The sequence below is a fragment of the Gemmatimonadota bacterium genome (assembly GCA_009841265.1).
Taxonomy (GTDB): Bacteria; JAAXHH01; JAAXHH01; order JAAXHH01; family JAAXHH01; genus JAAXHH01.
The window spans coordinates 65,043-84,357 of sequence record VXMB01000009.1 but is presented as its reverse complement, the minus strand read 5'-3'; the positions used below and the strand labels follow the sequence as shown (position 1 = coordinate 84,357).

The 19,315-nt window shown below is 62.5% G+C and carries 16 protein-coding genes; 12 read left to right on the top strand and 4 right to left on the bottom strand.

What is annotated here, in order from left to right:
- The first annotated feature begins 90 nt into the window (after window positions 1-90).
- The 4 genes from F4X08_05385 (at window position 91) to F4X08_05370 (ending at window position 4,372) form a co-directional block, all read left to right on the top strand.
- A complete protein-coding gene (locus F4X08_05385) occupies window positions 91-864 on the top strand; it encodes a phytanoyl-CoA dioxygenase family protein (GenBank protein MYD25226.1) in 774 nt (257 codons plus the stop codon).
- Window positions 865-1,005: 141 nt separating this feature from the next.
- Complete coding sequence (locus F4X08_05380; GenBank protein MYD25225.1) at window positions 1,006-1,287, top strand: BrnT family toxin; 282 nt, start codon at window positions 1,006-1,008, stop codon at window positions 1,285-1,287.
- A complete protein-coding gene (locus F4X08_05375) occupies window positions 1,281-1,559 on the top strand; it encodes an antitoxin (GenBank protein MYD25224.1) in 279 nt (92 codons plus the stop codon). Before F4X08_05380 ends, F4X08_05375 begins: the two co-directional genes overlap by 7 nt.
- A 377-nt stretch (window positions 1,560-1,936) precedes the next feature.
- Window positions 1,937-4,372: a hypothetical protein gene (locus F4X08_05370; GenBank protein MYD25223.1), complete on the top strand. Its 2,436-nt coding sequence runs from the start codon at window positions 1,937-1,939 to the stop codon at window positions 4,370-4,372.
- A gap of 22 nt (window positions 4,373-4,394) precedes the next feature.
- On the opposite strand, the gene F4X08_05365 is transcribed toward F4X08_05370, so the two are convergent.
- Together F4X08_05365 and F4X08_05360 are read right to left on the bottom strand one after the other, a co-directional pair.
- Window positions 4,395-5,240 carry a fumarylacetoacetate hydrolase family protein gene (locus F4X08_05365; GenBank protein ID MYD25222.1) on the bottom strand — a complete coding sequence of 282 codons (846 nt, stop codon included), beginning with the start codon at window positions 5,238-5,240 and terminating at the stop codon, window positions 4,395-4,397.
- Between the two features lie 139 nt (window positions 5,241-5,379).
- Window positions 5,380-8,538, bottom strand: a complete 3,159-nt coding sequence (locus F4X08_05360) for a TonB-dependent receptor (protein ID MYD25221.1) — start codon at window positions 8,536-8,538, stop codon at window positions 5,380-5,382.
- A 134-nt stretch (window positions 8,539-8,672) separates the two neighbouring features.
- Here F4X08_05360 and F4X08_05355 point away from each other — a divergent pair, with 134 nt between their 5' ends.
- Window positions 8,673-9,683: a TIM barrel protein gene (locus tag F4X08_05355; GenBank protein ID MYD25220.1), complete on the top strand. Its 1,011-nt coding sequence runs from the start codon at window positions 8,673-8,675 to the stop codon at window positions 9,681-9,683.
- Window positions 9,684-9,766: 83 nt separating this feature from the next.
- Window positions 9,767-10,651, top strand: a complete 885-nt coding sequence (gene xerD / locus F4X08_05350) for a site-specific tyrosine recombinase XerD (protein MYD25219.1) — start codon at window positions 9,767-9,769, stop codon at window positions 10,649-10,651.
- A gap of 38 nt (window positions 10,652-10,689) precedes the next feature.
- Here the strand turns inward: xerD and lnt are convergent, their stop codons facing one another.
- Window positions 10,690-12,288, bottom strand: coding sequence for an apolipoprotein N-acyltransferase (lnt, locus tag F4X08_05345; protein ID MYD25218.1), 1,599 nt, complete (start codon window positions 12,286-12,288; stop codon window positions 10,690-10,692).
- A gap of 294 nt (window positions 12,289-12,582) precedes the next feature.
- Between lnt and F4X08_05340 the strand changes: the two genes are divergently transcribed.
- Window positions 12,583-13,569, top strand: coding sequence for a Gfo/Idh/MocA family oxidoreductase (locus F4X08_05340; protein ID MYD25217.1), 987 nt, complete (start codon window positions 12,583-12,585; stop codon window positions 13,567-13,569).
- Between the two features lie 57 nt (window positions 13,570-13,626).
- Window positions 13,627-14,196 carry an isoprenylcysteine carboxylmethyltransferase family protein gene (locus F4X08_05335; GenBank protein ID MYD25216.1) on the top strand — a complete coding sequence of 190 codons (570 nt, stop codon included), beginning with the start codon at window positions 13,627-13,629 and terminating at the stop codon, window positions 14,194-14,196.
- Between the two features lie 22 nt (window positions 14,197-14,218).
- Here F4X08_05335 and F4X08_05330 read toward each other — a convergent pair whose 3' ends face one another.
- Window positions 14,219-14,593 carry a hypothetical protein gene (locus F4X08_05330; protein MYD25215.1) on the bottom strand — a complete coding sequence of 125 codons (375 nt, stop codon included), beginning with the start codon at window positions 14,591-14,593 and terminating at the stop codon, window positions 14,219-14,221.
- Between the two features lie 336 nt (window positions 14,594-14,929).
- Here F4X08_05330 and hisB point away from each other — a divergent pair, with 336 nt between their 5' ends.
- The 4 genes from hisB (at window position 14,930) to F4X08_05310 (ending at window position 19,310) form a co-directional block, all read left to right on the top strand.
- Complete coding sequence (gene hisB, locus F4X08_05325) at window positions 14,930-15,517, top strand: imidazoleglycerol-phosphate dehydratase HisB (protein ID MYD25214.1); 588 nt, start codon at window positions 14,930-14,932, stop codon at window positions 15,515-15,517.
- Window positions 15,518-15,541: 24 nt separating this feature from the next.
- Window positions 15,542-16,585 carry a D-TA family PLP-dependent enzyme gene (locus F4X08_05320; GenBank protein ID MYD25213.1) on the top strand — a complete coding sequence of 348 codons (1,044 nt, stop codon included), beginning with the start codon at window positions 15,542-15,544 and terminating at the stop codon, window positions 16,583-16,585.
- A 65-nt stretch (window positions 16,586-16,650) separates the two neighbouring features.
- Window positions 16,651-18,195 (top strand): sodium:calcium symporter, encoded by a 1,545-nt coding sequence (locus F4X08_05315; GenBank protein ID MYD25212.1) that lies wholly within the window; start codon window positions 16,651-16,653, stop codon window positions 18,193-18,195.
- A gap of 35 nt (window positions 18,196-18,230) precedes the next feature.
- Window positions 18,231-19,310 carry an aminotransferase class I/II-fold pyridoxal phosphate-dependent enzyme gene (locus F4X08_05310; protein ID MYD25211.1) on the top strand — a complete coding sequence of 360 codons (1,080 nt, stop codon included), beginning with the start codon at window positions 18,231-18,233 and terminating at the stop codon, window positions 19,308-19,310.
- Window positions 19,311-19,315: the final 5 nt, after the last annotated feature.

Genomic DNA, 19,315 nt, shown 5'->3' with positions numbered 1-19,315 from the left:
TGGCCGGGCGTAGGCGGCCTGGCCGGGCGTAGGCGGCCTGGCCGGGCTTATTCCAACTGTACCACTTCACCATCTGTAAATAGCGAGATCATGTTAAAAGTCGACCTACTTGAAGCGAACGAGATCGAGCGCGCCGCCGCGATTTTCCACCGGGACGGCTTCGTCTGCGTGGCGAATCCCCTGGACGCGGAGCAATTCGCCCTTAACCGGTCGGGCGCCGAGCGCGTGATGGCGGAGCAGGAAGCCGAGTTCGGGCGCGAGAAAATGAACCGGGGCTACGCGCGCCACTCCTTCGGCAGCCAGATGCACAACTGGGAATGGTGCATCCTGATCGACCTGCCCACGATCCTGCCGATTATAGACGCGATCTGGGGGAGCGACGACTATACCTGCACGGGCGCGGGCGGCGACTATTCCCTGCCCGGCGCGAAGATCCAGCACCTGCACTCCGATCGGAACGCCGACCTCTTCAACGATCCCCTGGGCCGGGTAACCCACCGGGACGTCCCGGCACCGTTCATCGTCATCAACTTCACTATGGTGGACTTCACCGTGGAGAACGGCGCCATCCGGTTCATTCCCGGCACCCACCGGTCCCGCGCGCCGATCCCTTCGCTCGAAGAGGAACCGGAATGGATGCGCACGAACCATCTCTGCGCGCCGGCGAATACGGCCGTCATCCGCGACGTGCGCTGCTGGCACGGGGGCACGGCGAATCAATCGGACATGAAGCGGCCCATGACAAGCGTGGGCTTCCACGCGCCGTGGCACCGGGCCGTCGAAGAGAAGTCTCTGCCGCGGGGGCATTACGACCGGCTGACCGCGCGGGGCCAGCGGCTGTGCAGGCATCTCGCGGCGGGGTGAGTATGATTACCGGTCTCGTCCTTATCCTTATCCTTCGGTATCCTTTTGTGAATGTAACGCCCGACCCATGAAAACCCGCGGCTGGGGTGTGTGGAAACTGTTGACAAAATGCATACATTGTACGATAATTGACGTATGGACATTGGCTTCGACTGGAGCACCGAAAAGAACCGGCGGCTCATTGAACAGCGGGGAATCTCGTTCGAGCGCGTTGTCGTTGCCATAGAACAAGGCGGTCTGGTGGACGTGCTCGAACACCCAAACCGGGACAGCTACCCGGACCAGTTAATCTACGCCGTGGAAATCGATAAATACATTCACCTCGTGCCTTTCGTGAAGCAGGCCGACGGCACTCACTTTCTGAAGACGATCATTCCCAGCCGGAAGGCAACGAGGGACTACAGAAGGAGACAGAAATCGTGAAGGACGAATTGAGTGCAGAAGAGCGCGATGTTCTTGATCGATTCGAAAGGGACGAGTTGCGCACCGCCCCCGATGCCGAACGGGAGATCAAGGCCGCCCGGCAGGCGGCTCGCAATACGTTCAATAAAACCAAACGGGTGAATCTCCGGGTGACCGAGCGTGACTTCAATCTTGCACACGCGCGGGCCAGGGAAGAGGGGATACCCTATCAGACGCTGCTGTCCAGCGTCATCCACAAATACCTGTCCGGACGCCTTACAGAGAAGAAGTAGGGTGACAGGGCTGTGTCCGCATTTACCCTCGACCAGCTTAAACACCGATTCCCGTCACCTGTGAATAACGAGGCATTTTCATGTCCGGCCTTTCTCTCGTCCGGCCGTCCTTATTCGCCAGCCAATTTCCTATTCGTTATTACTAATTTATATCTATTGGTATTAAATTACGTAGTTAGATACACCGTCACGATTCTCTGATGTGGTCATTATCGAACCGGACCAATAAAACATGACGGAAGCTACTAAAACCACATTCTCTACGTTGCTATGCTGCCTGTGAACATTATATTACGGTATCGACGATATTACGCCGTCGATACCTCAGCCGACACCGTGGATGAACTCATGGGACGGGACCCCAGGATAGTTCACCGATGACAAAGACCCTGTGGATGGCCACTGCGGCAGCGTGGTGGTGCCTGGTAGCAGCAGCGATACATTCCCCGCCAGCAGCCAACGCACAAGAAGTCGCCCAGACCAACGCCCGGGCTGTCCATCAGACCGACCCCCAAATCAACGCCCAGGTTGACACCCAATCCGATGCCGTGGCCACCGCCCTGGTCGACCCCCAAATCAACGCCCAGGTGACCGAGCATCGGCTTACCCTTTTCCACACCAACGATCTGCGGGGTGAAATCTACAACGAGGAAGGCTTTGACGAGGCGGATCTGGCGGAGAATCAGGGTCCTGAAAACGCAGCAGACCGAGGCGGCCTGGCCGCACTCGTATCGATGATCCGTGCCCATGAAGGGACCAGTGGCGTTTCGACCCTGGTCCTGGACGGCGGGAACGCAATGGGCGCGACGCCCGCCTGCGACGTGGATGGCTGCCGCACGTTGATTCAACTCATGGACATGGCGGGATTCGATGCCATGGTCGTGGGCGGACACGAGTTCGCCTACGGGCTCGACACGCTCTTAACCCGCGCAGGCCAGTCAGACTTCCCACTGTTGGGCGCCAACCTGGAGATCGGTGACACGGTCCATGGGACTGACGAAACGGTCCATGGGACTGACGAAACGGTCCATGGGACTGACGACTCGGTCCAGGAGGCCATCGCTCCGTTCCTGCTGACCGAAAGAAGCGGATTGCAGATCGCCGTCATGGGGCTCGTTTCGTCCCGGATGGCTGACGATCTTTCATCTGTGGACCCCGCGGCCCTGGATATCCAGGGTCCGCGCGAGACGCTCGAATCGCTCCTGGCCGGTCCCGCGGGCCGCGCGGACGTACGCATCGCCCTGGTCAACATGAGCATGGACGAGGCAAGGGACCTCGCGCTGGCCTTTCCCCAGGTACAGCTGTTCATCGCGGGAGGCACGGCTGCCGGTCCCGAACCGCGCCCGACGGAACACGTGGTCCGATTCGTCGATGGCAGATACCTGGTGACAACGCCGGGACGGGGGACCCATCTGGGAAGGCTCGAAATCACCTTCCGCAGGGAAGGCGGCATGACGGCCATTTCCCGCCTTAGTCCGGTCCTGGTACCTGCCGGTTCGTCCCTGCTGCCGAACCTCGCGACCACGACCGATTCGCCCGTTCCGATGGATCCCGTGGTATCAGCTGTCGTCGCCGGACACAGGGAAATCGTGCACAGGATCTACGACGTCCGGATTGGCAAGACGCTGGAACCCATCGAGGATACGGGATCCTGGATCGCCGACCTGGCGCGCACGAAATTGGCGGCCGACCTCGCCGCGATCGACCGGCACGCCTTGAGGCCCATGCGTCTGGACGGAGAGGTCCGCTTGAGAACGGTTACGCGGCTGATCCGCGACAACGACGTGCTCGTACGCGTTTCCGTATCGGGCCGTCAGTTGCGGGCATGGGCCGGCAGGCTGCCGCGGGAACACGACGTAGTCTTCGCGGGGTACGATGCGAAATCCGGCGCGGTCGACGGTCAGCCGCTGAATCAGGCCAGGACGTACGTGATGGCCATCCCGATGATCCTGGCGGATCCGGCCCTGATCCGGGAAGCCAGAGATTTCCGAATGTCGCGCGATTCCGGTACACGTATCGGACTGAGGGAATTGGTGACGGACCATGTACGGGGTAACGGTACCCTCGACCGATGGGAGGGCATCCGGCGCGGTCCGCGCAGTGCAATGGAGGGCAGCACGCGGTTCAACGGCTCCCTGTCGCAGACCACACTGGAAGGACCTGCCGAAGAGTACAGCCGCGATCCGTTCCTGAGTGGCGAGGAATCTCTGACCTGGCTCGTTCGCGTTGCGCACCAGTCTACCCGGTACACCCCGGTGGGATCGATTTCGGCCCAGCTGAGGACGGGCTACGGCAGGTTGAACAATAACGGAAGCCAACGGGAGGCCGTGGACCGGATCGACGGCGAGTTGCTCTACTCGCTGCCGTACGCGCAACTGTCCCAGTTCGTCGGACTGGACGTCAACACGGTATGGACGGGTGACGAAGGACAGAAACACCCCGTCGTGTTTCGGTTCAAGGGAGGCCTTCGGACGGAACTGGGTTCACAGGCGAACGTACGGGTCGGCCTTGCCCTGGAAAGAGACCGGATCACCGCGATAAACGTCGTAGGCGTCGAGGTGGCGCCCGAGTTCCGGACATCTCTTCTACCAGGCAATTCGCTGTCGTCGCAGGCCCGGGTTTTCTGGGGCACCGGACAACGCCAGACCATGTCAGTCCAGCACTTCAACCACCTGCGTTTCCGCTTGCTGGACGATCTTGCCGCCACGCTCGACGCGAACCTCTTCCTACACCGGGACAGCGACATCGACCGGGCGGCCGTCAAGTTTGAACTGCAGGTCGGCCTCGGCTACGATTGGCGTTACTACCGGTGAGTGTGGAAGCACCTGCCCCCCCTTACCGCTCCCACGTCCTCTTCATATCATCTGCGCAGGTAATGGTCAGCGCGGGTCCCAGCTTGTCGATACTCAGGCGCAGACTGTCGCCGTCCTGCACGGGACTCAGGGCGTAGTGGTGCGTGCCTGTGGAGACGACATCGCCGGGCTCGAGGGTGACCACGGCGGTCACTTCGGCCAGGAGTTCGGGGATGTGCCGGGCCATCTCGCCGGTGGAGAAGTCGTGCTTGAGGTTGCCGTTGATCCACATCTTCGCGGGCAGGTCGTTGGCGTCGCCCACCTCGTCGGCCGTGACCAGGGCGGGACCCATCGGGCCGAAGGTGTGCCAGCTCTTGCCGAGGAAGAAGCCGCCGGGCAGGCCGCGGGCCGAGACGTCGATGAACTGGGTGTAGCCGAAGATGTGGTCCAGGGCCTCGTCCGCGCTGAGCTTGCTGGCCCGCTTGCCGATGACGATGGCGAGTTCGGGCTCGAAGTGAAAGACCGAGGCGTCCGTGTCGGGCAGTTCCACGACCGCGTCCTGGCCCATTACGGACGTGTTGGATTTCAGGAAGGCGTTGAAGGTTTCCTTGGTGGGGTGATCGGGTTCGATGTAGTTCCCCGCCAGGCAGAGCAACTGTCCCGGTCGCGGTAACGGCGCCCTCAGGCTGACCGCGGAGAGCGGCGTTCCGGCCTGTCCCTGCACGGCCTCTGCGATGCGGCCGCCGTAGGTATCCCAGCCGCTGATGACCGCTTCGATCTGAGCCTGGGGACTGGACGTCCCGGTATCCTTCGCGGCGGCCGATACGTCGATGATCGTGTCGTTCTCGATGACGCCCAGGGTGTAATTATCGTAGTATGCCAGCTTCACGTCGTCCTCCCGTCTGCGGGTGAATGCGCAATCTCATTTGAAATAGCGTACATAACTATCGTGTTTATAGATAAAACAACGTTTTTAGTCCAGAAATGGACGAACTAATATAAACGGACCCGGTGTTCCGTCAACTCCATTAAAACGTATACCTCACCCCGGCCTGCACCTGCCAGCGGGACGAGAGGTTGGTGGTCTGGAACACGTCCTCGCGGTCTACCCTTCCGTCTTCGTTGGCGTCCCGGACCCGGAGGTCCAGGTCCGGCCTGCCCTCTTCGTCGTACCCGTCGAAATTGAACAGGCCGGCGGCGTCGAACCGCACGTACCGGCTCTGTCCCCAGTCGCTGTTGATCAGGTTGGTCAGGTTCAATACGTCCAGCGTCAGCTCGAAGTGCTGGTCTCGTAAGGTGGGAAGTTGCTGGATCAGGCGCAGGTCCAGCCGGTTCCGCCAGGGCGAACGGCTCGCGTTACGCCGCACAATGCCGCCCCGGGCCGCGCGCAGCGTGGGGTCGGAATCGATGAAGGCGTCGATCGCCCGCCACTCGTTGTCGGCGACCTCCGCGCTCACGTCGCTCCTGCTCGCCGGGATGTAGGCGAGGTCGTTACCCCGGATGCCGTCGCCGTTCACGTCGTCGCTATACATGTAGCTGTAAGGATCTCCCGCGCTGCCTTCGTAGAAGACGGAGACCGTCGTTGCCAGGCCCTGTCCGATCTCGAACTTCCAGGACCCGCTGGCCAGGACCCGGTGCCGGACCTCGAAATCGGACGTGGCGGTCGTCTCTCCGTTGGGGTCGTCGGTCTCGTTGTACTGCCAGTTGGAGATGGCGCGGCTCGACCTGCCGCTGTTGATGTCCTCCGCGTCCTGGAACACGTACGCCACGCTGCCGAAGAGTCCGGGCAGGAAGGTCGTGTTCTGTCCTTTGCGCAGCCGCAACGTCAGGTTGAACTGGCGGCCCCTGTCCGTGTTCTCCAGGAGGATGACGTTGGTGAAATCCCCGCTGACCTTCCTGCCGCCGTAGTCGGGCCTTCCGTCCGGCGTCACACCGGTCGGCCTGCCGGCGTCCCCGATGTTGAGGTTGCGGAACCGGACGTCGTCGAGGTTTCGGGCCAGCAGGACTTCCACGGTACCGACCAGATCCAGGGGCAGCCTGCGGTCGAGGGCGAGGTTGGTGCGGAAGACCCGGGGCAGCCGGAACGCCGGATCGATGACGTTGACCTCCGTGGTCTGCGGCGCGGAGAGATCTGCTCCCAGCGGTAGCGGTTGCGCGAAGGGGTCGGCTACGAACGCGGGGACGTCCTGGTCCCGAAAGGTCGCGAGATCGATGCGGGTGAAGTCCACGCCGCTGTTGCTGTATGCGTTGGAAAGCCAGACGGCGGGCGGCAGTCCCGCGAAGACGCCGGCGCCACCCCGGATCTGGGTCCCGCGGTCCCCTCCGGCGTCGAGATTGAACCCGAAGCGGGGAGACCAGAGTACTTGACCGCCCGGGGTCCGGTCCGTCCGGTGGCCGGCGAACTGGCGGGCGAAGCGGTCGTTGGCCAGGGGCTCGTCCGGAAGGATCGGCACGTCGGCCCGCAGCCCGAAGTTCAGGCTGAGCCGCGGGCTGACTTTCCAGTTGTCCTGGGCGTAGAATCCCAGCTGCACGTAGTCCCATGCGGCGCGAGGCTGTTCGACGCCGGGTACGCTGGACCGGCTCAGGAGGTAGCGGGTGGGGGTGCCCCGTTCGAAAGCCTCGATACTGTCGAACTCGTAGGCTCCGTAGTAGTCCTGGATGAACAGGTTGTCGAAAGAGACGAATTCGTTGTGGGTGCCGATCGTAAAGGTGTGATCTGCTCGGAACAGATGGAGGTCGTTGGTGAACTCGAAGGTGTCCTGGTCCAGCGAGTTGGCCTGGGAGAACCGCTCCACGCCGAGCCGGACCTCGCCGAGGAACGCGCCGCCCGGTTCCTCGAGATCGATCCGGACCTGGGGAAAGGAAGCAGACAGCGGCGACCGCTTGTCCCGCACGCGGCTGTAGGATATCCGCGCTTCATTGGCCAGGCTGCCGGAGAAGGTGCTGTTGAGCTGTACGACCGACGACTGGGTGACGTTGTCGCGCTTGAACTGGTTGCTGGTAAGCGTGAAGAGGGTACGTCCCCGGCTCAGTCCGTCGTCGAGGTCGCCGTTCACCAGGTTGTGGCGCAGGGTGAGACGGTGCCCGGGCGACAGGTTGACGTCCAGCCGAGTGAAGATCTTCTCGTTCCTCGTATCCCGTGAGAAAGGGTCGTATCCGCCGGCGTCGTAACCGTATCGGTCGCGGGCGACGTCCACGATCCGCTGCAGATCGGCCGAGCCCGCCCCGAAACGGATGGGCTGGTCCGAGTCCGCCGGGCCCGCGCTCGAAGGGCTGGAACGGCGCCGCAGCTCTCCGTTGACAAAGAAGAATGCGCGGTTCCTGGCCACGGGGCCTCCGAGCCTGAATCCGAGCTGGTAGTCGGTGAAATCCCCGAATTCGTCCCCGTCCAGGTCGCCCACCAGGGATTCGTTCCGGCCGAACCAGTACAGGGAACCCCGGAAACGGTTCGTTCCACTGCGCGTCACTGCGTTGATGAGCCCTCCCGCGAAACCGCCGGAGCGCACGTCAAAGGGCGCCACCTGCACCTGGAATTCCTCGATGGCGTCCAGGCTGATCGGCTGGGCGTCCACCTGGCCCGTGGGCAGCCCCTCGCCCGTCAGGCCGAAGGCGTCGTTCAGCACCGCGCCGTCCACCTGGAAGTTGTTCAGGCGGTTGTTCTTGCCCGCGATACTCTGTCCGCCCGCCTTCGACGCCGCCTCGGGCGCCAGCCGCGTGTAGTCCTGTATGCTCCGCGCGATCGAGGGCAGACGGGCGATCTCGATCGCCGAAACGTGGGTCTCGGTACCGGTGTTCGACGCGTTTAACACCTCGTCCCGGTGGGCCGTGACGGTGATCTCCCCCGCCTCGATGAGGTCCCTGTCCAGCCGGAAATCCGCCCGCAGGCTTTGGCCCATGGTCAGCAAAATGTCCTGACTGACAGCGGTGCGGTACCCGATGTAGCTGACCCGGATCTCGTACGGTCCGCCGGTCCTCAAGCCCGCGATGTTGTACCGCCCGTCGGCACGGGAAAAGACACCCGAGGTGACGCCCGTGGGCTCATGTAAGGCAACCACGGTGGCGTCGGGAAGCGGCGTACCGGTGTCGTCCAGAATCCTGCCGTAGAGGGCCGCGGTCGTAATGCCCTGTGCGTAAGACGGGACCGGCTGAATCAGGACGGCGCACAGGACGAGGATCAGAGCGAGGATGGGAACCGGCCGGATCAGGATGCGCATGGACCACAAACTCCTTTTCGATAAATCGTTTCACAATCCCGGGAACGTCGAATATAATACCCCACAAGTCCGAATACGAAACGGAAACTTTCATCTAGGAGCCTCCCATGGCGCTCATGGAAATAGAACCCGGTCTCAAGATCGCAGGACAGATGTCTCCCGAACCCACGCAGGAGGACCTGCAGTTCGCCCGGCAACTGGGTATCGAATACGTCTGCCTCTGGACGGACGGCGAACACGCCAACTACGACTATTTCATGAGCCGCCGGGAGATCTACGAGAAAGCCGGCATAAAGATCTACGGTTTCGGGAACAGCGACGTGCACAACCAGGACGCCATCGTACTCAACCTGCCGAACCGGGACGCGAAGGTGGAACAGTACAAGCGCTACATACGCGACCTCGGCAGGGCCGGCATTCCCTATACGACGTACGCTCACATGGGGAACGGGATCTGGAGCACGGAGCGGGAAACGACCCGCGGCGGTGCGCCGGCCCGGGGATTCGACCTCGCAAAAGCCGAGGAAGGCCACTGGGGCGGGCGGATGTTCAGGATGCCGCTTACCCACGGGCGGGAGTACAGCGAGGACGAAATCTGGGACAATTTCGCCCATTTCATCGGAGAAGTCGCGCCGGTCGCGGAGGAAGCGGGCGTCCGGATCGGCATCCATCCGGACGATCCTCCCCAGCCGGAACTCGGCGGCATCCCGCGTTGTATCTTCAGCAGTTTCGACGGATACTACCGGGCCATGGAAATCGCCGACAGCCCGAACGTGGGGCTCTGCTTCTGCATCGGCTGCTGGCTCGAGGGCGGATCGCTGATGGGCAAGAATGTGGAGGACTCGCTGCGCCATTTCGGCGAACAGGGCAAGGTCTTCAAGGTCCACTACCGGAACGTAGACCAGCCCCTGCCCCATTTCGTGGAGACCTTCATCGACAACGGGTACTTCGACATGTACCAGGCCGCGCGGGTCCTGGAGGAAACCGGCTTCTACGGGGTCATGATCCCCGACCACATCCCCGAGATGGCGGGAGACGGCCGGATCGGTTACGCCTACTCCATCGCGTACATGAAAGCCCATGCCGACCGGGCACGGGCGGAGTGCGCCGCCGCGTAGGCACACAGGCCGGCGGGACGTGTTGACCGTGCAAGTGAGATGCCTCGTTCCTGGCCTTGTCCGGGGAAGGACCGCCGCGCGTCATGAATGAACTGAACGATTTCCTCACCCACCTGCTCATCGAACGGGGGCTGTCGCCGAACAGCCACGAGGCGTACCGCCGCGACCTGACCTCCTACAAGAACCACCTCGACCGGCGGGGGATCGCTGCCTTTTCGGACGCCACGCGCCAGGACGTCCAGGGGTTCATCGCGTACCTGCGCCGGCGCGGGCTCGCGCCTTCGAGCATCGCGCGGCACGTATCGGCGGTACGGATCTTCCACCGATTCCTCATCGGCGAGGGACTGGCCACGGCCGATCCCACCGAGCACGTCCGCGTCCCCAAGCAGCCCCGCCGCCTTCCGGTCGTCCTGAGCCGGGAGGAGATCAGGACGCTGCTCGAGCAACCCGATCATACGACGTCGCTGGGACTGCGCGACCGGGCGATCCTCGAGTTCATGTACGCCACCGGCCTGCGCGCGTCCGAACTGCTGGATTTCAGGCGGCCCGATCTCCTCTTCGAAACCGGGTTGGCACGCATCTTCGGGAAGGGCGGCAAAGAACGCCTGGTCCCCGTGGGCCGCCAGGCGATCAACGTGATCCGAAACTACCTGCACAAGGTTCGGCCCGCACTGGCTTCATCGAAGAGCGGCGAATTGCTCTTCCTGAACGCCCGCGGCGGCCGGCTGTCCCGCATGGGCCTGTGGAAGATCATGGATACCTACGTGGAACTGGCCGGGCTCGAAAAGAAAGTCAGTCCCCATACTCTGCGCCATTCCTTCGCCACCCATCTCCTGGAAGGGGGCGCCGATCTCCGTGCCGTCCAGGAAATGCTGGGCCACGTGGACATCGCCACGACGCAGATCTACACCCACGTGGACCGCGAATACCTCAAGGACGTGTACACCCGGTACCATCCGCGAGGGTGATTTGCGGCCCGGTAGTCTGGCCGGTCCGGACAGCCCAATTATCTGGATTTGCTTCTGAGGAGAATGACGGTCCTGCTGCCCGCCAGGGCTGCCGCGACGACGGCCAGCACGCAGCAGAGGAGGGCGAACACGTCGCCGTAACGGGTGTAGAACGTGAGCCCGCCCCGGTTCGGATGCACGTTCTCGACGGTGGTCGTGGCAACCAACATGGGTGTGGTGCCGTAAACGGCGCCTGTAGCGGAGATGAACCCCGATATTCCCGTGTTCGCGGCGCGGATGATCGGCGTGCCGTTTTCCACAGCGCGCAGCACCGCCATGGAGAAATGCTGGGCGGGCGCCGATGAGGTTCCGAACCAGGCGTCGTTGGTCATGACCACGAGCACGTCGGCGCCGTTCAGCGGGAATCTACGGACCAGATCCGGGAAAATGGATTCGTAGCAGATGACCGTGCCGACACGCATATCCTGCCCGGTGAGCGGCATCACGGTCAGTTCGTCCCCGGGCGTGAGATTGCCGATCGCGCCGGTCAATCCGGATAGAAAGGAGAACAGACTCGGAAACGGCAGATATTCGCCGAAGGGCACCAGGTGCATCTTGCTGTAGGAACTCACGATCCCCCGGTCGGGTAGCAGAAGGAAGGCACTGTTGTAAACATCCACTTCGCCGGATCGGTAACCCAGCGCGCCGGTAAGCAGCGGAACGCCCGCTTCCTCGGTCAACGCGTGCACCTGTTCGTTGTATTCTTCATCTGCCGGGCTTTCCAAATAGAAAGTCATCGCCGTTTCGGGAAACACGATGAACTCGGGTTCCTGGGGCAGTATCGACCGTGTCAGATCCCGGTAGACGTTCACGGTCCGTTGAAGCTCCTCCGGCGACCATTTTATGCCTTGTTCCTTGCTGCCCTGGACGACCGCCACCTTCACCGGGGGGGTCATCCGCTCCAGGTCGTGTGCCTGGGAAATTGACCACCATCCGTATCCCGTCGCACCGATCAGGACCAGCCAGGACAGCATCATGGCGAACACCGGCGCGCGCCAGGCGTTACGCTCGCGAAGGGCGATGAAGACCATGGCCAGCGTCGCGTTCAATAGCATGACCAGGAAGGTCACGCCGTAGACGCCCGTGAAATTCGAAATCTGTATGACGGGAAGGACCAGGTACTGCGAGTATCCCAGCAGTTCCCAGGGGAACCCCGTGAAAACATAGGTCTGGATGTATTCCAGCGCCGTCCAAAGGGCGGCCGCGAACAACGGGAAAAGGGGGGACTTCCAGTCGGCCCGTGCCGCGTACAATCCGAAAATGAAGGCGTACAGGGCGACGACAAACGCAACGCCCGCCATACTGACCAGGCCCAGCGCCAGGTTCAGGCCGCCGTAATTCATGACGGTTTCGCGGATCCAGTACACCTTGGCGACGCCGGAAACGAAGGCGAAAACCAGGGAAATCAAGGCCACCCTGGTCAAGGACCCGTTTCGCCCGGCGTCGTGCAACGCGACCATGACCGGCACGAAAGCGACCCAGGCCAGGGGCCACCAGTCGAACTTGGGTATGCTCAGGTAAATGAACAGGGCAGAGCAGAGGGCGAGCCCGAACCCGGCGATCGGCGATGTGACGTGAAGCCGTTGCAGCAGGACCATGGAGGTCGTCTCAAGTGGGATACACAGATCGTTTTACGTGACTGAAATCAACACGCATTCCGGGAGACTGTCAACTTAAAGAAGAGGCGCAAAGCCGGTATGCCGGAGCCAAAGAGGTTGACCGTTCGCCGGGCCGGCATCTACATTCCAGCCGTCTCTCGGCCGGCGTCTCCCGGCCGGAACCAACCGCTGCCGTGCAGGCCTTGCCGGCTTTCCAGCGGCGGGCACCGAATCGACACTTGAACAGCAGGCAGGCTAACAGACACCACACAGGATGACAGGGAGTCTCCGCACTTGGACGACTTGCGAATGGCCGTAATCGGCGTTGGACGGCTCGGTGAAGCCCACGCCCGGGTGCTTTCGGGCATGCCCGGCGTGCGGCTTTCCGGTGTGTACGACATACGCGAAGAACGGGCGGAAGAGGTTGCCCGCCGCTACGATACGACAGCACTCGGTAGCCTGTCACGCGTCGTGGAAGAAGCCGATGCGGCCACCGTGGTCGTACCCACCACCGCGCATTGCGAGGTGGCGTCGTTCACCCTTGCAGAAGGTCTGCACACCTTCGTGGAGAAACCGATCGCCGCGACCGTAGCGGAAGCCGACCGGCTCATCGATCTGTCGGAATCCCGGGGCCTCGTGCTTCAAGTCGGACACATCGAACGGTTCAACGGCGCCTTCCGCGCCCTCGAAGGCATGGACATTGCCCCCGGATTCATCGAAGCACACCGCCTGGCCTCCTTCGACCCCAGGGGAACGGACGTGTCCGTCGTCCACGACCTTATGATCCACGACATCGATCTCATCCTGCGACTCGTCCGATCGGACCTGGAGTCGGTGGACGCCACGGGCGTCGCCGTGATTTCCGACCAGGTGGACATCGCCAATGCCCGAATGCGGTTCGCCGATGGATGCGTGGCCAACGTCACGGCCAGCCGCATCTCGCTGAAGAAAATGCGCAAACTGCGGATCTTTCAGCGCGACCATTACGTTTCGATGGACTTCCTGGCGGGCGAGAGCGAGATTTACCGGCTGATCGACGATCCCGGTCAGGCCGGAGCACGGGGATTGAAAATACCGGTAAACACCGGCGATGGACGCGTCCGCCATATCACGCGGCAGAAGACCTCGAAGGACCGGAGCGAGCCGCTCGAATCCGAACTCGCCTCCTTCGTCGCGGCGGTGCGCGGTGATGCGCCGACGCCGGTGACCGGCTTCGACGGCCGCGAAGCCCTTCGCGTCTCACTGGCGGTCATCGAACAGATCGAAACCAACAGCCGGTAACGCCGGTAGACCGGCCGGCAGGCCGACCGAGCAACACCGAGGAGGTCCAGCTTCAACATGGATATCCGCGCCGCCGTCTTCGCGGCCCGAAGCTATACGCCGATCCCGCTCCTGATCGCGGTCCTGATCATGGCCGAACCCGGTCCGAAGACCTTCATTACCGGCGGGCTGCTGGTGCTGATCGGGGAATCCATACGCCTGTGGGCGGTCGGTTACGCGGGCTCCGCCACCCGCACCCGCCACGTCGGAGCGCCAGCGCTCATCACCAACGGGCCCTATGGCCGGGTACGAAACCCGCTGTATGTCGGTAACTTCGTGCTGAGTCTCGGCCTGTGTGTCATGGCCTGGGCCTGGATGCCTTACATGATCGGGATCTTCGTGGCCGCCTTCGGAGTACAGTACGGCCTCATCGTATCGCTGGAGGAGGAAAGCCTGCGGAAAACCTTCGGCGCGCAATACGAAGCATACCTCGCGGCGGTACCTCGTTTTCTGCCCCGATTCACCGAATACACCGCGGGGAAACCGGCGCCTTATGATTTCGGCGCCGCCCTGCGCAGCGAAAGACGCACCTTTCAGTCCACGGCCGTGGTTGTGGTCGCCATCGCTATGCGCTGGTACTGGGGCTAGTCCGGATCGGACCAGGCGGATGTTAAGGGTTCGTTTCCACGCGGCTCATGCCGTTCAGGGACCGTTCGTGCATCGTGCACCGAAGGGGATCGCCGTTTTTCCCGGACGGTCCGGGCGGACCGGACGGCCCTGTTGACGTCGGAGGTGCCGACGGCTCAGAAGGTGCGGACGGTTCGGGTGGTTCGGGTGGCTCGGCAGCGGCGCCCGCGCCTTTCTGCTTGTCGGGCAGCTTCTGGACGCTTACGCCCGTGGTCCCGTGCAGCAGGCTGAGCAATGCGACGAGTGCCACGAGGAGGACGACCGGCCACCAGGGCACGTTGGACAGCATCCGCACCGAGTCCGGTCCGGACTGGAACAGCAGTCCGTAGAGCAGGATAGGACCGAGGATAATCAGCAAGGCAACTCCCACAACGCATACCACCTGGGACCAGCCCGGGTTGCGTTGAAGAAACTGCGATATGCTCGATACTCCGTGTGCTCTTTTCATGGGTCGTTCCCGTGTAGCAAAGGTGTATATTGGCATCCCTTTCCCATCTCTCACCGGGGTGGATGCACATAGGTTTAAAAAGACAATCGTTAAGACCGGATGAAGGTTCGCTGGGCCCTGAAAGCACGGCGGTTCGCAGACCGGAACCTCTTGACAATCCAGATCCCCGCGTCTACTGTAACAGGTCGAACCTGACGCCAATCGATTGAACGACTTTCGGCGACTCGCCATCGCATAGAGGAATACGTGCCTCGCACCGCCACGGTAACGCGCGAAACCCTGGAAACCCGCATCGAACTGACCCTGACCCTCGAGGGCGTAGGAAACCTCGCCGGAGAAACCGGCATCGGTTTCTTCGACCACATGCTGGGCAGCTTCGTCAAGCACGGCGGGTTCAACCTCGATCTCGCCTGCACCGGCGACTTGCATATTGACGATCATCACACGGTGGAAGACGTAGGGATCTGCCTGGGTCAGGCCATCTCCCGGGCGGTCGGCGACGGATCGGGCATTACACGGTTCGGCCACGCCTACGCACCCCTGGACGAGGCGCTGGCACGGGCCGTCTTCGACGTAAGCGGTCGCGCCCACCTGGAGTTCGACGCCGATTTCTCGCGTTCCTCGGTCGGCGATTTCAGCACGGAAATGGTGCGGGAGTTCTTCGGAGCCCTCGTGCATCACGGTCGCGTCACCCTGCACGTTGCGCTGCTCTCCGGCGTGAACGCCCATCACCAGGTCGAGGCTATCTTCAAGGCGGCGGCCAGGGCCCTGCGCCAGGCCGTGGCCATGGATGAACGGGTATCCGGCGTGCCGTCCACCAAGGGCAGCCTCTAGTCCCCATAGCATACACGGGTAACCATGCACATCGACGAGCTGGACACCCCGGCCTACGTGGCCGATCTGGACCTGATGGAACGGAACATCGCGTCCATGGCGGAGCACTGCCGGAATCTCGACATCGGCCTTCGATGCCATACCAAGAGCCATAAAATCCCGGAAATCGCCCACCGGCAGGTCAAGGCCGGCGCGATCGGCATCTGCTGCCAGAAACTCGGTGAGGCCGAAGTCATGGCCGCCGCCGGCATCGAGAACATCCTGATCCCCTACAACATCGTCGGTCCCCGCAAGGTGGAACGTCTGACGCGTGTCGCAAAGCGGACCGAGATCATCGTGGCCGTCGATGACGAGATCACGGCACAGGGCATTTCGGACCAGGCCGAAAAAGACGGCTGCCGGGTCAACGTGATCATCGAGCTGGATACGGGCACGCAGCGTTGCGGCGTGCAGTCGCCCGAAGCGGCGGCGACGTTGGCCGAACGCATCACGGACTTGCGCGGACTCGTTTTCAAAGGCGTCATGATCTTCCCCAGCCATCCCGAGGCCAGGGATTTCCTGGCGGAAACGATAAAACGGATCACCGGGAAGGGCATCCCCGTCGAGATCATCAGCGGGGGCGGTACAGGCGGCGAAGAAAACTCCAAAGCCATGGGCTGCACCGAGACCCGTAGCGGTTCCTACATCTGGGAGGGCATGGAGCGTCTCAGCACTTCCGCCATGCTAGATCCCCAACGCTGCCCTTGCCGCATGATCTGCACAGTGGTGAGCGCACCGACCCCGGACCGCATCATCATCGACGGCGGCATGAAGACCTTCGCCAGCTATCCGCCCACACCCTACGGCCATATCATCGAACATCCCGAGGCGCAGATCTACGGCATGTCCGTGGAACACGGCCACGTGGACGTGTCCCGCTGCGCGCACCGGTTCAAGGTGGGCGAGCGCCTGTCGGTCATCCCCCTGCACCAGGAGATGGCCCTCAACCTGCACGACGAGCTCAACGGCGTACGGGGCGACCAGGTGGAAGTCATCTGGCCGGTGGCCGGGCGGGGCCGGGTCAAATAGACCCTGTCCGTCTGGAAACACACGGTCCGTCTGGATAAACTCTGTCAGACTGGAAGGAGTGCCGGATGTCCTTGAATAACGTAAGGGAAGTCTGGAAAAGCCGCCTGGGACTGATCATGGCCATGGCCGGCAACGCCATCGGCCTGGGCAATTTCCTGCGGTTTCCCGTGCAGGCGGCCGCCAACGGCGGCGGCGCCTTCATGATCCCCTATTTCGTCGCCTTCCTGGTCGTGGGCATCCCCATGATGTGGGTGGAATGGAGCGTGGGACGGTTCGGCGGGAAGCACGGACATGGTACGACACCTGGCATCCTGTACCGCCTTTGGAAACACCCGGCGGCCAAGTACATCGGCGTGCTCGGCATCGCGGCGCCGGTCGCCTTCGCCCTGTACTACTCTTACGTGCAGTCGTGGACCCTGGCCTACAGCTTCTTCTCCCTGACCGGCCAGTACTTCGGTATAGAAACCCAGGCGGAGATGGGCGCGTTCCTGAGTAGCTTCCAGGGCGTCACTGAGAGTTCCTACTTCAGCAGTGTCGCCACCGCCTACATCTTCTTCCTCATCAACCTCGGCATCGTATTCTGGGTACTGAGCCGCGGCGTGGTGCGGGGCATCGAGACCCTGGCCAAGTTCGCCATGCCCATGCTGTTGATATTCGCCATCGTGCTCGTGGCCCGTGTACTGACCCTGGGCACGCCCGATCCGGCCTTCCCGGATCGCAGCGTCATGGCCGGTTTCGCCTGGATCTGGAACCCGGACCTCAGCCGTCTGTCCGAGGGCAGTGTGTGGCTCGCGGCCGCGGGGCAGATCTTCTTCTCCCTCGGCATCGGCATCGGCAGCATGCAGTGCTACGCGAGCTATGTCCGCGCCCGTCAGGACGTCGCCCTGACCGGGTTGACGACCTCCATGAGCAACGGGTTCGCCGAAGTGGTGCTGGGCAGTTCCATCGCCATACCGGTGGCCGTGGCTTTCTTCGGCGTAACCGCTACCGAGGCGATCGCGACGGGAGGCTCCTTCGACCTGGGCTTCCAGTCCATGCCGCTGATCTTCCAGCAACTCCCACTTGGTCAATTCATCGGCACGCTGTGGTTCGGTCTGCTCTTCTTCGCGGGGATTACGTCGACAGTGGCCCTTACGCAGCCGCCCATGGCCTTCCTGCAGGACGAAATGGGATGGCCGCGGAAGAAAGCGGCCCTCTTCGTGATCTCTTTCCTGTTCATATTCGGCAACTTTATTGTCTTCAACATCGAACACGGCGTCATCGACGAGCTGGACTTCTGGATTGGGACCGTGGGGCTGGTCGTCTTCTCCTTCCTCGAGATCATCATTTTCGCCTGGATCTTCGGGATGGACAAGGCCTGGGAGGAGATCAACGAAGGCGCGGCCATCCGGATACCTCGGATCTTCTACTACATGATCAAGTACGTTACGCCCGTATCGCTGGCGATCCTGCTCGTCGTGTGGACCTACCAGGCTGGATTCGACCTTCTACTGCTGCGCAACGCCAATCCCGAAGACATTCCCTACCTGCTGCTCACCCGGGGAATCATCGTGTTATTGATCCTGGTCGGCGTGTTGCAGGTAAGACGGGTTTCGAAGAACTGGAAATGAGATCGAAATCGTGGTATTGACGGTGTAACGCCGCTATGAGCACGGACAACGAAGCCTATCGGAGCATCGGTCTTCCTCCCGGCATCATCCGCCTGAGCCGGAACGAGAACCCCATCGGGCCTTCCCCGTCCGTCATCGAAGCCGTCAAGGCGCGGTGCGCCCGGATCAACCGGTACGAGGACCCCGACCAGATTGCCCTCTTCCGCAAACTGGCCGAACTGCACGGCGTTCCCCACGATGAGAAGCTCGCCCTCCACGGGGCTGGTTCGGACGGCGCCTGGATCCGTGTGGGCGACGGTTCCGAGCACCTGATGCACGCCATGGCCCGTGCTTTTCTTTCCCCGGGAGACGAACTCATCGAACCCCAGCCATCTTTCGGGTTGATGTCCCGGTACGCGGAGGAATCGGGTGCCCGCGCCGTGCGGACGCCTTTGACGGCCGATTACGTTTACGATCTGGAAGCCATGACCGCGGCCGTCAATGAGCGGACCCGCATGGCCGTCGTCACCAATCCCAACAATCCCACGGGTACCATCGTCACCCACGACGCGCTGTCACGCTTCGTCGCCGGCCTGCCGGAACGGGTGATCGTCCTGGTGGACGAGGCCTACGCGGACCTGGCGGAGGACGAGGCCTGCGCCGACGGCGCCGGGCTCGCGCGGGAGTTCGAGAACGTCCTGGTGGTCCGCACCTTTTCCAAGGGTTACGGCCTGGCGGGATTCCGCTTCGGCTACGGCGTTGCCCAGCCTCGAATGATGAAGCGTGTCCGCGCGTTTCACGGCGGATCGCCCAGCGCCATGGTCCTGACCGCGGCCATCGCCGCCCTCGACGACCCGGATCACGTAATACGCACCCGGAACACGGCGAGCGCGTCCAAGGCGACCTATTACGCGGCCTGCGAGGAACTCGGCCTCGAGTATATCCGCAGCGAGGCGGCCTTCGTCCTGATTGAGGTGGACGACGCCGCGGCCATTGCCGACGGCTTGGCCGAACGCGGCATACTCGTCATCAACGCCGAGGCTTCCTGGGGTCTGAAGGGCATGATCCGGGTCTCCTACGGCAACGAGCAGGAAAGCCGGATTTTCGTCGAGGCCCTGCGGGAAATCCTTAGCTGAAAGGC